This window comes from Streptomyces sp. NPDC052036 (genome assembly GCF_040680495.1).
Taxonomy (GTDB): Bacteria; Actinomycetota; Actinomycetes; order Streptomycetales; family Streptomycetaceae; genus Streptomyces.
The window spans coordinates 162,809-177,536 of the sequence record NZ_JBFAWW010000009.1 but is presented as its reverse complement, the minus strand read 5'-3'; the positions used below and the strand labels follow the sequence as shown (position 1 = coordinate 177,536).

At 70.5% G+C, this 14,728-nt stretch carries 14 protein-coding genes; 9 read left to right on the top strand and 5 right to left on the bottom strand.

What is annotated here, in order from left to right; translation table 11 throughout:
* The first annotated feature begins 229 nt into the window (after positions 1–229).
* The 4 genes from AB0L95_RS16000 to AB0L95_RS15985 all read left to right on the top strand — a co-directional run bounded on the left by AB0L95_RS16000 (position 230) and on the right by AB0L95_RS15985 (position 4,861).
* Complete coding sequence (locus AB0L95_RS16000) at positions 230–1,345, top strand: LLM class flavin-dependent oxidoreductase (protein ID WP_365162183.1); 1,116 nt, start codon at positions 230–232, stop codon at positions 1,343–1,345.
* Positions 1,342–2,094: an FMN reductase gene (locus AB0L95_RS15995; RefSeq protein ID WP_365162182.1), complete on the top strand. Its 753-nt coding sequence runs from the start codon at positions 1,342–1,344 to the stop codon at positions 2,092–2,094. The genes AB0L95_RS16000 and AB0L95_RS15995 overlap by 4 nt, the downstream gene beginning before the upstream one ends.
* A 503-nt stretch (positions 2,095–2,597) precedes the next feature.
* Positions 2,598–3,296, top strand: a complete 699-nt coding sequence (locus AB0L95_RS15990; RefSeq protein ID WP_365162267.1) for a response regulator transcription factor — start codon at positions 2,598–2,600, stop codon at positions 3,294–3,296.
* Between the two features lie 116 nt (positions 3,297–3,412).
* On the top strand, positions 3,413–4,861 hold the full coding sequence (locus tag AB0L95_RS15985) for a HAMP domain-containing sensor histidine kinase (protein WP_365162266.1): 1,449 nt from the start codon (positions 3,413–3,415) through the stop codon (positions 4,859–4,861).
* Positions 4,862–4,937: 76 nt separating this feature from the next.
* Here the strand turns inward: AB0L95_RS15985 and AB0L95_RS15980 are convergent, their stop codons facing one another.
* The gene (locus tag AB0L95_RS15980; protein ID WP_365162180.1) at positions 4,938–6,890 is read right to left on the bottom strand and encodes an amino acid transporter; all 1,953 of its coding nucleotides are present in this window, start codon (positions 6,888–6,890) and stop codon (positions 4,938–4,940) included.
* Positions 6,891–7,385: 495 nt separating this feature from the next.
* Between AB0L95_RS15980 and AB0L95_RS15975 the strand changes: the two genes are divergently transcribed.
* Complete coding sequence (locus AB0L95_RS15975; RefSeq protein ID WP_365162179.1) at positions 7,386–7,790, top strand: hypothetical protein; 405 nt, start codon at positions 7,386–7,388, stop codon at positions 7,788–7,790.
* Positions 7,791–7,925: 135 nt separating this feature from the next.
* Here the strand turns inward: AB0L95_RS15975 and AB0L95_RS15970 are convergent, their stop codons facing one another.
* The gene (locus tag AB0L95_RS15970; RefSeq protein WP_365162177.1) at positions 7,926–8,462 is read right to left on the bottom strand and encodes a hypothetical protein; all 537 of its coding nucleotides are present in this window, start codon (positions 8,460–8,462) and stop codon (positions 7,926–7,928) included.
* A gap of 684 nt (positions 8,463–9,146) precedes the next feature.
* Between AB0L95_RS15970 and AB0L95_RS15965 the strand changes: the two genes are divergently transcribed.
* On the top strand, positions 9,147–10,178 hold the full coding sequence (locus AB0L95_RS15965) for a cytochrome c oxidase assembly protein (protein ID WP_365162176.1): 1,032 nt from the start codon (positions 9,147–9,149) through the stop codon (positions 10,176–10,178).
* 57 nt (positions 10,179–10,235) lie between these two features.
* Here AB0L95_RS15965 and AB0L95_RS15960 read toward each other — a convergent pair whose 3' ends face one another.
* Together AB0L95_RS15960 and AB0L95_RS15955 are read right to left on the bottom strand one after the other, a co-directional pair.
* Positions 10,236–10,646 carry an ester cyclase gene (locus AB0L95_RS15960; RefSeq protein WP_365162264.1) on the bottom strand — a complete coding sequence of 137 codons (411 nt, stop codon included), beginning with the start codon at positions 10,644–10,646 and terminating at the stop codon, positions 10,236–10,238.
* On the bottom strand, positions 10,627–10,821 hold the full coding sequence (locus tag AB0L95_RS15955) for a hypothetical protein (RefSeq protein WP_365162174.1): 195 nt from the start codon (positions 10,819–10,821) through the stop codon (positions 10,627–10,629). Before AB0L95_RS15955 ends, AB0L95_RS15960 begins: the two co-directional genes overlap by 20 nt.
* Positions 10,822–10,964: 143 nt before the next feature.
* Between AB0L95_RS15955 and AB0L95_RS15950 the strand changes: the two genes are divergently transcribed.
* Positions 10,965–11,576: a TetR family transcriptional regulator gene (locus AB0L95_RS15950; RefSeq protein WP_365162172.1), complete on the top strand. Its 612-nt coding sequence runs from the start codon at positions 10,965–10,967 to the stop codon at positions 11,574–11,576.
* A 90-nt stretch (positions 11,577–11,666) separates the two neighbouring features.
* On the opposite strand, the gene AB0L95_RS15945 is transcribed toward AB0L95_RS15950, so the two are convergent.
* Positions 11,667–12,392, bottom strand: coding sequence for a hypothetical protein (locus AB0L95_RS15945; RefSeq protein ID WP_365162170.1), 726 nt, complete (start codon positions 12,390–12,392; stop codon positions 11,667–11,669).
* 139 nt (positions 12,393–12,531) lie between these two features.
* On the opposite strand from AB0L95_RS15945, the gene hemL reads away from it, so the two are divergent.
* Together hemL and AB0L95_RS15935 are read left to right on the top strand one after the other, a co-directional pair.
* Positions 12,532–13,851: a glutamate-1-semialdehyde 2,1-aminomutase gene (gene hemL, locus AB0L95_RS15940; RefSeq protein WP_365162168.1), complete on the top strand. Its 1,320-nt coding sequence runs from the start codon at positions 12,532–12,534 to the stop codon at positions 13,849–13,851.
* Positions 13,848–14,522 (top strand): histidine phosphatase family protein, encoded by a 675-nt coding sequence (locus AB0L95_RS15935; protein WP_365162166.1) that lies wholly within the window; start codon positions 13,848–13,850, stop codon positions 14,520–14,522. The genes hemL and AB0L95_RS15935 overlap by 4 nt, the downstream gene beginning before the upstream one ends.
* The last annotated feature ends 206 nt before the right edge of the window (positions 14,523–14,728 follow it).

The window sequence follows — 14,728 nt, the reverse complement described above, 5'->3', positions numbered from 1 at the left end:
GTGCGTGAAGGAGGAGCGGCGGGGGCGCGGGGACAGGGGGCGTACGCGGGGGCATTCGTCAGGCGCAATCGGATCCGCAGGGCCGCGGTCCGGGCCCCATGGGCCGGCCGGGTGGGTGAGGGCGGGTTCCGGGGGCGGCGGGATCTGATGCGGAGGCGGAATACCGAACCGAGTGGTGTCGTTCAGGGGTATAGTTGAATCGTAAACCACTTGGAGGGTGTGAGCGAACATGCAGTTCGGGATCTTCAGCGTCGGCGATGTCACTCCGGACCCGACCACGGGTCGTACCCCGACCGAGCGCGAGCGGATCAAGGCCATGGTCGCGATCGCGCTGAAGGCCGAGGAGGTCGGCCTGGACGTCTTCGCGATGGGCGAGCACCACAACCCGCCGTTCGTGCCGTCCTCGCCGACCACGATGCTCGGCTATGTGGCGGCCAGGACGGAGAAGCTGGTCCTCTCCACCTCGACCACCCTCATCACCACCAACGACCCGGTGAAGATCGCCGAGGACTACGCGATGCTCCAGCACCTGGCCGACGGCCGGATGGACCTGATGATGGGGCGCGGCAACACCGGCCCGGTCTACCCCTGGTTCGGGCAGGACATCCGCCAGGGCATCAACCTCGCCGTCGAGAACTACGCGCTGCTGCACCGGCTGTGGCGCGAGGACGTGGTGAACTGGGAGGGCAAGTTCCGTACCCCGCTCCAGGGCTTCACCTCCACCCCGCGTCCGATGGACGGGGTCCCGCCGTTCGTCTGGCACGGCTCGATCCGGTCGCCCGAGATCGCCGAGCAGGCCGCGTACTACGGCGACGGCTTCTTCCACAACAACATCTTCTGGCCGTCCGACCACACCAAGCGGATGGTCGAGTTCTACCGGACCCGGTTCGCCCACTACGGGCATGGCACCCCGGAGCAGGCGATCGTCGGCCTGGGCGGACAGGTGTTCATGCGGAAGAACTCCCAGGACGCGGTGCGCGAGTTCCGGCCGTACTTCGACAACGCGCCGGTCTACGGACACGGGCCGTCCCTGGAGGAGTTCACCGACCAGACCCCGCTGACGGTCGGCTCGCCGCAGCAGGTGATCGAGAAGACGCTGAGCTTCCGCGAGTACGCCGGTGACTACCAGCGCCAGCTGTTCCTGATGGACCACGCCGGTCTGCCGCTGAAGACCGTCCTGGAGCAGCTCGACATGCTCGGCGAGGAGGTCGTGCCGGTGCTGCGCGAAGAGTTCGCCAAGGGCCGTCCGGCCGGTGTGCCGGAGGCGCCGACCCACCAGTCGCTGCTGGCCGCCGCGCAGGCGCCGAAGACCGAGGAGCAGACAGAAGGGGTGAGTGCCGCATGAAGCTCGTCGTCGTCTCGGCGGGGCTGAGCGTCCCGTCCTCCACGCGGCTGCTGGCCGAGCGGCTGGCCGCCGCCGTGGAGCGGCAGGCTCCCGTCGAGGTCAGGATGATCGAGCTGCGCGACCTCGCCGTGGAGATCGCGCACAACTTCACCAACGGCTTCCCGGGGCGCGCGCTCGCCGGGGCCCTGGAGGCGGTGACCGAGGCGGACGGGCTGATCGTGGTGACCCCGGTGTTCTCGGCGTCGTACAGCGGGCTGTTCAAGTCGTTCTTCGACGTGCTCGACAAGGACGCGCTGGCGGGCACGCCGGTCCTGATCGCGGCGACCGGCGGCACCGCCCGGCACTCGCTGGTCCTCGATCACGCGCTGCGTCCGCTCTTCTCCTACCTGCGGGCCATGGTCGCCCCGACCGGCGTCTACGCGGCCTCGGAGGACTGGGGCGCGGAGGGCCTGCCCGAGCGGATCGAACGGGCCGCGGGCGAGCTGGCCCTGCTGATGACCGCGGGGGCCCTGCGGGAGCGGGGCGGCCAGGTGGCGGAGTCCGCCGGTTCCGGGGCGGACCTCGCCGGGACCGTGCCCGAGCCCGCTCGGTCCGCGGCCGTCGCGGCCCGGCCGGTGCCGGCGGCCGGTTCCGTACCGCGGGCCGCCGGGCCGAGGCGCGCGGACGGAGTAGGGGCATCCCCCGCGGCCGACGCGGCCGGGTTCCGGGTGATCCCCTTCGAGGAGCAGCTGGCCGCGCTGCGGAGCTAGCAATCCCTCCGCGAAGGTTCTGGGTGTGAGTGAGGGGTGGGCCGCCGCCGTCGTGCGAACCGGCCCACCCCTTCCGCGCCGGCGGGCCCGGGCGGGACCGGCCGGCGGCACCCGGGCCGCGCCCTCATCCGGCGCGCCCGGGCGGCCTGGGCGGAGGACAGCCGTAGTGCCGTACGTCACCCGGTGAGTATGCGGCGGGACCGGGGGCGCGGTCGGCGCGCCCGGCGACGGGCCTCAACCCGTCCGGCGACGGGCCCCAACCCGTCCGGCCCGGCGTTTGCGACCGCGGCCGTGCCCGATCCCGCCTCCATGGCTTTCATGACTGCCGTGCCCTGTCCCGTCCCGAACGGGACAGGGCGACGTGACATAGCCGACACAGTGGCCCTGCCAGGTAAACCGCCACGCCCGCAGCGGTGAGAGCCGGGTAAGAAGCCCGCCCGTGGCTCGGTCCATCCGCTGGTGCACCGCGCTGGCCTTGGCAGACTGGTGGGGTGACCCAGACAGTGCTGCTTGCCGAGGACGACCGTGCCATCCGTCATGCCCTGGAGCGCGCACTGACGCTGGAGGGGTACGCGGTGACCGCCGTGGCCGACGGCGTGGAGGCCCTCGCCCAGGCCCACCGCACCCAGCCCGACGTACTCGTCCTCGATGTGATGATGCCCGGAATCGACGGCCTCCAGGTGTGCCGGGTGCTGCGTGCCGAGGGCGACCGCACCCCGATCCTGATGCTCACCGCCCTGGTGGAGACCGCCGACCGGATCGCGGGACTGGACGCGGGCGCCGACGACTACGTCCTCAAACCGTTCGACATCGAGGAGGTCTTCGCGCGGCTGCGCGCCCTGCTGCGCCGGACCAACGGCACCTCCTTCGAGGCGCCGAGGGAAGAGGAGAAGATCCCCACCGGCCAGGTCTCCGTCGCCGGGCTGCGCATGGATGTGCAGGCACGGCGCGCCTGGCGCGGCGAGCGGGAGCTGGAACTCACGCGGACCGAGTTCGACCTGCTGGAACTGCTCGCCCGCAACGCCGGCATCGTCCTCGACCACGCCACCATCTACGACCGCATCTGGGGCTACGACTTCGGCCCCGGTTCCAAGAACCTCGCCGTCTACGTGGGCTATCTGCGGCGCAAGCTCGACGAGCCGGGGGCCCCGGCCCTGATCCACACGGTGCGCGGCGTGGGGTACGTCCTGAGGGAGGACTAGTGCCTCCACCACCGCACCCCGGCGCCGAGGACGACGCCGGACTCGGGCTGCTTCTGTGGCGGCGGCTGCCGATCGGACTGCGCCGGCGGCTGCGGCTGCGGTCCCGGCTGCGCCAGATGTCGTCGCTGCGGACCACCTTCACCCTCTCCTTCGCCGCCGTGGCCGCAGGGGTCACCGTCCTGGTCGGCTTCCTCAGCTACGACGCCGCCGCCCGGCTGGTGCGGGTGGACCAGCAGACCGTGTTCGCGCAGGTCGTGGCGGATCTACGGGACCAGGTCAGCCAGAAGCAGCTGATGCCGGACGACTTCGCGATCTCCGACAAGGACCACGACACCCCCCGCGACGACATCATCCGGCCCAGCCGCACGGTGGTGCAGGTGCTCGGGCCCGGCGGCACGGTCGTCGACCACTCCAATCCGGCGCTGCCCGTCGACGACAGCGACCGGCGGATCGCCGAGACCGCCAAGGCGGCCAAGCTGGTCGAGCACACGAACGTCGTCGTCGACGGCGATGTCTATCGCGTCGCGACCGTGGCGCTCGGCCGCCGTCAGGGCGCGGTGCAGGTCGCGCAGGAGCTGAGCAGCACCGAGGACCTGCTGCGCAGCCTTCAGCAGCGCACCGCCGTGCTGATGGGCGGGGTCGTGATAGCGGCCGGCCTGTTCGGCTGGTGGCTGGCACGGCGGATCACCCGGCGGCTGGTGCGGCTCGCCGGTGCCGCCGAGGACGTGGCGCGCACCCGGCGGCTCGGGATCCAGGTCCCGGTCACCGGGAACGACGAGGTGGCCCGGCTCGGCCGCTCCTTCGACCGTATGCTCGGGCGGCTCGCCCAGTCGGAGGAGGACCAACGGCGTCTGGTGCAGGACGCGGGCCATGAGCTGCGGACGCCGCTGACGTCCCTGCGGACCAACATCTCGCTGCTGCGCCGTATCGACGAGCTGCCGCCCGCCGCCCGCGAGGAACTGGTCGCCGATCTCGCCGAGGAGTCCCGCGAGCTGACCGACCTGGTCAACGAGCTGGTGGACCTGGCGGCCGGAGAGTCGGACACGGAACCGGTGCAGCGGCTGATCCTCGCCGACATCGCCGAGGACACCGCGACGATCGTCCGACGCCGCACGGGCCGGGAGATCGTGGTGCGGGTCACGGGTGACACCACGGTCGACGGGCGGGCCATGGCGCTGCAGCGGGCGCTGTCCAACCTGGTGGAGAACGCGGCCAAGTTCGACCGGGACGGCGAGGCGCCGATCGAGATCGCCGTCACGGGTCCGGTGCACCCGCCCCAGCTGGAGGACTCCGACGCGCCGGACACCGGGCCGCCGCTGGGCAGTGTGCGCGTCGAGGTCCTCGACCGCGGGCCCGGCATACAGGAGGGCGACCTCCTGCGCGTCTTCGACCGTTTCTACCGGGCCGCGGACGCCAGGAGCCTGCCCGGCTCGGGTCTCGGCCTGTCGATCGTGCGGGACGTGGCGACGTCGCACGGGGGCGCGCCGTTCGCCGCCCGGCGCGAGGGCGGGGGATCGGTGATCGGGTTCACGGTCGGCGGAGGAGTCGCGCCCAAGGCTGAGTGAGCCCGTGCGGGGCGTGGGGGGGCGTGCGGGGTGTGCGGTGGGCCGTACGGGCCGTGGTGGGCCGTGCGGGGCGTGGTCAGCCGACGTGGACGCGCGGCCTGCGCTTGCGGTCGGGTTCCGCCTCGCGCAGTACCTCCCGGGTCACCGGGGCGACCTCGCCCTGGCCGAAGAGGAAGAACCGCAGGAAGTTGGCGAACGGATTGCCCTCGGTCCACTCGAAGTAGATGTGCGGGGTGCAGTTGGTCCGGTCGCGGACGTGCAGGACCAGGGCGGCGAGGCCGTTGGGGATGGAGGACGACTCCAGGGTGAGCACGCGGTAGCGGCCGTGCAGGACCTCGCCGCGTACGGTCAGGCACGCCTCGAACTCCGAGGGGTCGGTGACGGTCACCTCCACGAAGACGAAGTCCTCCTGCGGGGGCAGCTCGTTGTCGGCGCGGATCTGCTCGATCTTCTGGCGGTACTCGGCCGCGTCCCGCTCGTCGGGCTCGTTGGCGATGAAGCGGATACGGCGGCTGGCGATGTCCCGGACGAACCGTTCCGCCATGTCGTCCAGGGTCACGCTGGTCACCCGCAGCTCGAAGGCCCGGGCGAGGCGGGACAGCAGCGAGACGAGGATGATCCCGGTGATGAAGCAGGCACCGATCTTCACACCGTCCGGCCGCTCGATGACGTTGACGACGGTGGTGTAGAGGAAAACGGTGGCGATGACGGCGAAGGCGAGGGTCCAGCGCCGCTGGCGGGCCTTGCGGGCGGCGATGGTGACCGCGACGGCCGCGGAGCTGATCAGCACCAGCACACCTGTGGCGTAGGCGCCGCCCTGGGCGTCGACGTTGGCGTCGAAGATCCAGGTGACGAGGAACGCGATCAGGGTGAAGACCATGACCATGGGCCGCACGGCGCGGGCCCAGTGCGGGGCCATGCCGTAGCGGGGGAGATACCGCGGCATCAGGTTCAGCAGGCCGGCCATGGCGGAGGCGCCCGCGAACCACAGGATCGCGATCGTCGAGACGTCGTAGACCGTGCCGAACCCGCCGCCCAGATACTGGTGCGCGAGATAGGCGAGGGCACGGCCGTTGGCCGGGCCGCCGGCCCTGAAGTCGTTCGCGGGGATCAGCAGCGTCGTGATGAAGCTGGTCGTGATCAGGAAGACGCTCATGATCACGGCGGCGGTGGTCAGCAGCTTTCTGGTGTCCCGGATCCGGCCGGTGGGCTTCTCCTCGGTGTCGTCCGGGTCGCCCTCCACATGGGGCATGACGGCGACCCCGGTCTCGAAGCCGGACAGGCCGAGCGCCAGCTTCGGGAACACGATCAGGGCGAGACCGATCATGACAAAGATGTTGCCGTGCTGGGTGGTCAGGGCTGCGCCCCAGTCGGTGATCACGTGTTCGGCCGTGACGATGTGCCACAGGCCCTCGGCGACCACCACGGCGTTGAGGACGAGATAGACGCCGACGAGGGCGACCGCGACACCGATCGCCTCCAGGAACCCCTTGAGGAACACCGCACCCAGCAGGGCGATCAGCAGCAGGGTGATCAGCAACTGGTGGCCGTGCAGGGCGCCGGTGAGATGGGGATTCTCCACGAGGTGGGTGGAGGCGTCGGCGGCGGAGAGGGTGATCGTGATCAGGAAGTCGGTGGCGGCGAAGCCGAGCAGCGTCAGCACGAAGAGCTTGCCCTGCCAGAAGGAGAGCAACCGCTCCAGCATGGCGATGGAGCCCTGGCCGTGCGGACTCTCCTTGGCGACGCGGCGGTAGACGGGCAGGGCGCCGGCCAGGGTGACGATCACCAGCACGATGGTGGCGATGGGGGAGAGCAGACCGGCGGCGAGCGCGGCGATGCCCGGCTGGTAGCCGAGGGTGGAGAAGTAGTCGACACCGGTCAGACACATCACCCGCCACCAGCGCTGCCCCTTGTGTGCGGGTTCCGGCTCGGCATACGGGCCCTGCGAGGTGCCCTTGCCCATGTCGGACAGCCCCTCCAGCATCCACGATCGCAACCGGCTCGGGCGGGCGTGCTCCGTAGCGGCCATCGGCGTGCTCTCCTGGCGTACGGCTCTGCGAACGGTTCCGGCCATCGAGAAGACCGCCTTACCAGCCTAGGCAGAGTGCGTGCCGGGGGCCTCCGCACCGGGACCGGCCGATGCGCGGGGGCCGCGACGTCACCGGCGCATCGGCCCGGGGGCGCGGCGGCCGTCGGAGCAACCGCCCGCCACCACAGCCGAGTTGGACGCGCGCCCGGCTCTGGCGGCCGGGATGTCACGGTGCCGGGCCGGCGAAGTTCCTCCCGCGCCGTCGCCAGGGGCGCGCCGGGGCCGGGCCACATGAGGCGAAGGTAAGAACTGGGACCCTCTTAATTACGGAAATGACCTGGGGGTATCACGCACGGTGACGACCCTGGGGGCTCTTTCGTTACTGCATTCCAGTGACGGCCAGGTCGCCGCCCGGTCGGCTCCATGGAAGCCTCGAAGGTGCGCGCAGTTGGGGGAATCCGTCAGGGGGGATCTGTCTCAGCACAGGAGAGAAACGTGAAATCCTCGCTTCGTACCCGCTCCGCCCGTGTCCTTCCCGCCGGTGTGCTCGCCGCTGCTCTGCTGGCGGCCGGGGCGCCTGGTGCCTTCGCCGCCACGCACACGGAGGCGAAGAGCGTGAACGTGATCGCTGCCTCGATAACCGTGCAGCCCTCCAAGACCCAACTGACACTGGGCGAGTCGGTGACCTTCACGGGTCGCACCCAGGGCCTGAAGGCAGGCGACGTACTGAACCTCGAGCGGTTCAGCGGCGGCAAGTGGGTCATCGTGAAGACCGTCAAGGTCGCGCAGGGTGACACCTACGCGATCTCGGCCACCAAGCTGCCTGCCAGGGGCACGGAGAAGTTCCGTGTCATCCACGGCAACACCATGTCGCCGACGGTGACCCTCACCGTGAAGTGACCTGACGCCACTGGGTATCACGCGCGAGTGACGCCGCGAGGCATCACCTCGAAGTGACGCCAAGAGGCTGAAGGGGCGCCCCGGGCCCGGGGCGCCCCTTTCCCGTGTCGAGCGAGCCTGCGCCGGCCCCGCTTGCTAGTCCTCGCTGCAGAACTGCTTGGCGGCCAGGGTGGCTCCGTCCTTGAAGCCCTTCTCGTAGTTGGGGTCGACTCCGACGACTCCCTGTGGCATCTTGCCGCCGCAGTTCTTCTTGATCGTCGCGAAGCCGTCCTTGAATCCCTTCTTGTACTGCGCCTTGGCGTCCTTGGACTCCTTGGATCCCTTGGACTTCGGTGTGCTGCCGCAGTTCACCTTCCCGTCCGCGCTGCTGGAGGCGGTGTAGTGCCCCGCGGGCAGGCTGCCGACGGAGAAGGACCCCGTGGTGGTCTTGACCCCTCCCCCTGCCTTGCTGCCGGACCATGACACGAAGCCGGGCTCGAATCCCGACCCGACGAGGGTGAACGAGGGGTTGTCGGCTGTCGACTTGGTGTCCTCGGTGAGCAGACACCTCGCCTTGGTGGGCGCGGTGTCCGGTGCCTGTCCTGTCGCTGCGTGGGCGGCGACCGCCGGTCCGAGGGCCAGTGAGGAGATCACCAGCGGGGCGATCATCGCGAGACGGCTCGTGCGGTTCATGTTCTACCTCCCGTGAACGGGAAGGGGCCGGTCGACGAGGCGGCGGCCCTTCTTGTGGAAGGCACAGCGCGGCGAAGGTGCGCAAAAGGTCGCGAGAAACGCGGTGACTCTGCCCGGACTCGGGCGTCACCGCGCGGCCGGCCACCGACCCATGGGTCCGAGCCGCCCTGGACTGCGTCCGGCGCGCCCTGTGCCCGGACTCGGGGCACCGGACGTGCGGTCGTACGGGGCGACACGCGTCTGCCGCCGCAGCGCGTCCACGCGGTCACCCTCGAACCGGTGTGCCATCGCCTCCATGCTGCGACGCCCTGCCGGGCATGTCCACCGGAGGCCCCACGGGCCGTTCTGTCGCCGGACGTGACGGCGCGGGGCCCTGGCGTGGGCCGTCCGCGCGGAGATGACGCCGCCGTGGATGCCGTACGGAGGAGCTCTCCGGACTAGCCGACGGACCGTCAACTACTGCCCACCGGCGGCTGATCGGCGACGGAACCGGACCGTGAGGCGTCTACGGTGTCGTTGCCCGCACGCGACGGCCGTTCACCGCGCTCCGGTCGCCGGGGCGCGGCGTCCCGCCTCCCCGCGCCGCCGGACACCCCGCCGTCCGGCGACCGGCCGACAGAGGCTACCTTCGCCCTGGGAGCCGCGTCGGCTCGCTATGGTACGGGCCGAAGGAGGGCGATCCGCATGGTTGATCACATGGTGGACGATATGTCCGCTCTGTCCGCAGGTTCGCTCGCGGAACTGACCACGGGACGCCTGCTGTCCTCGTGGCAGGTGGACCTCCCCGCGCTGCTGCTGGTCCTCCTCCTGGGCGGGCTCTACGGCTGGGGTGTCGCCCGGCTGCGGCGCCGGGGCGAGCCCTGGCCCGTCGCCCGTCTCGCCGCCTTCGTGCTGCTCGGACTGGGCGCGCTGGTGGTGGCCACGATGTCCGGGCTGGCCGTGTACGACCATGTGCTGTTCTGGCCGGCGGCCGTGCAGAACATCCTGCTCGACCTGGTGGCACCCCTCGGACTGGCCCTCGGCGATCCCCTGCGGCTCGCCGTCGAGGCGCTGCCCGAGACGGCCGCCGGCCGGGTCCGCCGCGCGATGACCGGCCGGGTGGTGCGGGTGCTGACCTTCCCCCTGGTCAGCACGGCCCTGGTGCTCGTCACCGAGCTGACCGTCTACTTCACGCCGTACTTCGCCACGGCCCTGCGCCTCGGCTGGCTGCACGAGCTGATGTATCTCCATCTGCTCGCAGCCGGATGCCTGTTCGTCGTGCCGGTGCTCACCCACGAACAGACCCTGCCCGCCTGGTGCACCCATCCGGTCCGGGCCGCGCTGGTGTTCCTGGACGGCATCGTGGACGCGGTGCCGGGGGTCGTCGTCATGACGCACGGCACGCTGATCGCGGGAGCCTGGTATCTGCACCACGCCCCGTCCTGGGCGCCGGACGTCCACCACGACCAGCAGATCGGCGGCGGGGCGATGCTCAGCATCGCCGAACTCGTCGCGCTGCCCTTCCTGCTGGCCATCCTCGCGCAGTGGGCGCGCGCCGAACGCGTCCAGACGGCGGCCCTCGACCGCCGCCTCGACGCGGAACTCGTCCCCGCAGCCCCCGTGACGGCCGCCCCGCACCCCGACGAGACACAGCCCGCCGAACGCGTACGCCCCTGGTGGGAGACCGAGGAGAACGAGGTGGCGAGCAGAATCCGCCGCCAGCACGGCACCGACTGACCGGACAGCGGGACGGAGACCGTCCGCCCGAGCGCGCGTTTCACAGCGGGCGGCGCATCACTTCGCTGTCGCCGAACGCGAGCTGTTCGTCAGGGTGCCGGCGGCGTCGGCGGCCAGTTTCGCGACCTCGGCGGCCGCGCGGGTGGCCCGTCCGGACATCCGCCAGGCGAGCATGCGCACGGCGGTGGCCGGAGCCGGCGGGAAGACGCCGAGCTGGCCGAGCATGGTGATGTCGTCCCGGATCGCCTCGTGCCGGACCACCTTCCCCTCGCGGACGTCGAGCAGGTGGACCTGCTCGACGTCGATCTCGCGTCCGGTAGGGGGGATGGCCTGGTCGAGTCTGCCGTCCCGGAAGCGTACGAACGGGCCGGTGTGCCGGCCCTGCATCCGCAGCCTGACCCAGACCTGATCGTCGTTGCCGGCGACGCCGAGAACGGGGAGGCGCAGATCACTGAAGGCCGACCGCAGCCACGCGCCTGAGGCCAGGGTTCCGGCCGGTCCGGGGATGGCGCAGGCCGGGGGTTGCGACGGCGGCCTCGCGGTTGTGGTTGTCCTCGGCCACGACGTCGGCGGCCAGCGCCGGGTCGCCCGTCTCCAGTATCCGAAAGAGCCCGTGAGCCAGTTCGGCGTGATCCAGTGCCAACGTTGTCACCTCTCCGCTGTGCGGTCCTCGCTGCCGGAGGCCGCTGCTTGGACGGCCGTGACGGCTCGGTGGGCCCGGCAGGCGAAATTGAGGTTATAGAGCGCCTAATCAATGCGTCAAACGCCCTTCGATAGGCTGGCCTCATGGCCTCGACGCGCGCGTACTCCTCGCCCTTGCGGGAGGAGGCCGCTGCCCGGACGCGCGCGCTGATTCTGCGCCGGGCCACCGAGCTGTTCGCCGACCGTGGGTACGGGCGAGTGACCGTCGCGGACATCGCGGCGGCGGCCGGGGTCGCGTCGAAGACCGTGTTCGCGAGCGTGGGAAGCAAGAGCGACATCCTCAACCGGATCGTCGACGAGGGCGTCGTGGCGTCGGGCTATGAGCAGGCGATGGAGCAGATGATCGCCCTACGGACGCCCGAGGCGGTCCTCGAAGCGCTCGCGGCCGGTACACGGCTGGGCAACGAAGGGCAGTTCCTGGTCCACGAGGCGATCCGCAAGGCCCTGCCCTCCCACGAGCACGGCGAGGAACTGTGGGAGCGGGCGACGGCGGACTACCGTGACGCACTCCACGCCGCCGCCCGGCACCTGCACACGCTGACTCCGCCCCCGCGCTGCACGGTTGACGAGACCGCGGACCTGCTGTGGTTCTGGTTCGGCCCCAGCGGCTGGCGCACGTTGGTGGTCGAGAACGGCTGGTCGTGGGACCGGGCCGAGGAATTCCTGCGCCGGAGCGCGGTCGTCACCCTGCACTGAAGCCGACCTCTGCCACCACGACGGGCGCCGGCTCGGCACATGACGAGGGCGGAACCCGAAGGCCCCGCCCACACCCCGCGAAACCCCGACTCAGGGCCAGACAAGGCAATACGGCTGATGCCCCGCCTCATGCAGTCGATGGCTGAAATCCTGCCATTCGTGCAGCAACTGGTACACATTGAACGCATCCCGGGGGCCGCCGCGGTCCGGGACCGTGGACCAGATGAACGCTGCCGCGCCCACCGCCTCCTCGCCGATGCCGCGCAGTGGGTCCACGACCGTCATGGGGAGCTTGACCACCGCGTAGTCGGGGTGCAGGACCACCAGTTCGAGCGGCGGGACCTTGTGCAGCGGGACGCCCTCGATGCCCGTGAGGACCATCGCCGCCATCGTCTCCGGCTTGATCTTGGTGAACATGCCGCCCATGCCGAGCTCGTCACCGCCCAGCTCTTCGGGCCGCATCGAGATCGGGACGCGGGCTGCCGTGGCGCCGTCCGGCGCGCCGAAGTATTTGTACGTCACCCCCACCCGACCACCATTCCCGCTCCCTACCCTGAGCCGATCCACCGCGCGGCCTCTGCGGTCCATACGTGCCGCACGCTCGATTCGCTCAGGATCGGCCGGCGAAGCCTTCGGACCCTGCGCGCCTTGCGCACCCTGTGAATTCTGCGAACCCTGCGGCTCGTGGGCCTCGTAAGGCCCCTGCGTCCGATGTGTTTCCGTCGTCTCCTCCGCGTCGCGCCGGTGCCTTCCCCGCCGGGCACGCCGAGGACCCAGATCATCGGTCCCCTCGCCCAGTCCGCCACCGCGATGCATATCTCCACCCGACTGCTGTTCTAGGACGCGTGGCCCCCGCCGCGCAACCCGATCATCGTGTCAGTGACCTCCCCCACGGCCGCCCGCCGAAACGTGCGGTGAAACACCTGTCCGCAGGTTCTCCGCTGCCTCTGACACCATGGCTAGTGTGAGCTATCCGTACGAAGCCCCAGTTTCGCAGACTCTGTTCGAGCGCGCGGCGGCCGTCACGCCTGGCGGCGTGAACTCTCCGGTGCGCGCCTTCCGCGCCGTGGGCGGTACGCCCCGGTTCATGGTGTCCGGTAACGGTCCCTATCTGACCGATGCCGATGGACGCGAATATGTCGATCTTGTTTGTTCGTGGGGGCCCATGATTCTCGGGCACTCCCACCCCGAGGTGATCGCCGCCGTCCAGGAGGCCGTCTCGCGCGGCACGTCCTTCGGTACGCCCGGTGAGGGCGAGGTCGCGCTCGCCGAGGAGATCGTCGCCCGGGTGGAGCCGGTCGAGCAGGTGCGGCTGGTCTCCAGCGGCACCGAGGCCACCATGTCGGCGATCCGGCTCGCCCGCGGGTTCACCCGGCGGTCCAAGGTGGTCAAGTTCGCCGGTTGTTATCACGGGCATGTCGACTCGCTGCTCGCCGCCGCCGGCAGCGGCGTCGCCACCTTCGCCCTGCCCGACACCCCCGGTGTCACCGGTGCCCAGGCCGGGGACACGATCGTGCTGCCGTACAACGACCTCGACGCCGTGCGCGCGGCCTTTGCCGCGCACCCCGGTGAGATCGCCTGTGTGATCACCGAGGCGTCGCCCGGGAACATGGGCGTGGTGCCGCCGCTGCCCGGGTTCAACCAGGGGCTGAAGGACCTCTGCCAGGAGAACGGCGCCCTCTACATCTCGGACGAGGTCATGACCGGCTTCCGCACCAGCAAGGCCGGCTGGTACGGGATCGACGGGGTCGAGCCCGACCTCATGACCTTCGGCAAGGTGATGGGGGGCGGCTTCCCCGCCGCCGCGTTCGGCGGACGTGCGGACGTCATGGCGCACCTCGCCCCGGCCGGGCCCGTCTACCAGGCCGGCACCCTCTCCGGGAACCCGGTCGCCACCGCTGCCGGCCTAGCCCAGCTGCGGCTTCTCGACGACGCCGCGTACGAGAAGGTCGACGCGGTGTCGGCCGAGATCCGTACGCTCGTCACGGACGCGCTCACCAAGGAAGGCGTCGCGCACCGGCTGCAGAGCGCCTCCAACATGTTCTCCGTGTTCTTCACCGACCAGCCGGTGGTCGACTACGAGGACGCCAAGGCGCAGGAGTCCTTCCGGTTCACCGCCTTCTTCCAGTCCCTTCTCTCGCAGGGCGTCTATCTGCCGCCCTCGTCCTTCGAGTCCTGGTTCGTCTCCACCGCCCACGACGAGCGGGCGATCCAGCGGATCGCCGATGCGCTTCCGGCGGCGGCCCGTGCAGCAGCGGAGGCCACGGCAGCATGAGCGACATCACCATCGTCCATCTGATGCGGCACGGCGAGGTCGACAACCCGAGCGGGGTTCTGTACGGGCGGCTGCCCGGCTACCACCTCTCCGAACTCGGCCGGCAGATGGCCGAGCGGGTCGCCGAGCATCTCGCCTCCCGGGACATCACCCATGTCGTAGCCTCCCCGCTGGAGCGGGCCCAGGAGACGGCCACCCCGATCGCCAAGGCACACGGCCTCGACCTCGCCGTCGACGGGCGGCTCATCGAGGCCGAGAACGTGTTCCAGGGCAAGACCTTCGGGGTCGGGGACGGCGCCCTGCGGCGGCCGGGGAACTGGAAGCACCTGGTCAACCCGTTCAAGCCGTCGTGGGGCGAGCCGTACGTGGACCAGGTGGTGCGGATGACGGCGGCGCTGGACGCCGCCAAGGACGCCGCGCGCGGTCATGAGGCCGTGTGCGTCAGCCACCAGCTGCCGATCTGGATCGTGCGCAGCTTCGTGGAGAAGCGGCGGCTGTGGCACGACCCGCGCAAGCGGCAGTGCACGCTCGCCTCTCTTACCACGTTCACGTATCAGGGGGACAAAATCGTGTCCGTCGGGTACAGCGAGCCGGCCCGGGACCTGGTGCCGGCTCATCTGCTGGCGGGTGCCAAGCCGGTGAAGGGTGCGGGCAAGGCGTTCGGAGCCTGACGCGTACGGAGCCTGAGCACGTCGTAGGTGTACACCCAGAGGTGCGGCGTACACCTACGACAAGGCGTGTGGCTTACGCGAAGGCGTACGCTTCGTCACGAAGCGTATTCAGTCCTGTCATCCATTGATATCTTCGCAAAATCCGCTATAGATAAGCGCGTTCGGCGGAACCGCGTTCTCGGTCGTGTCCTCTCATTGTGTGACCA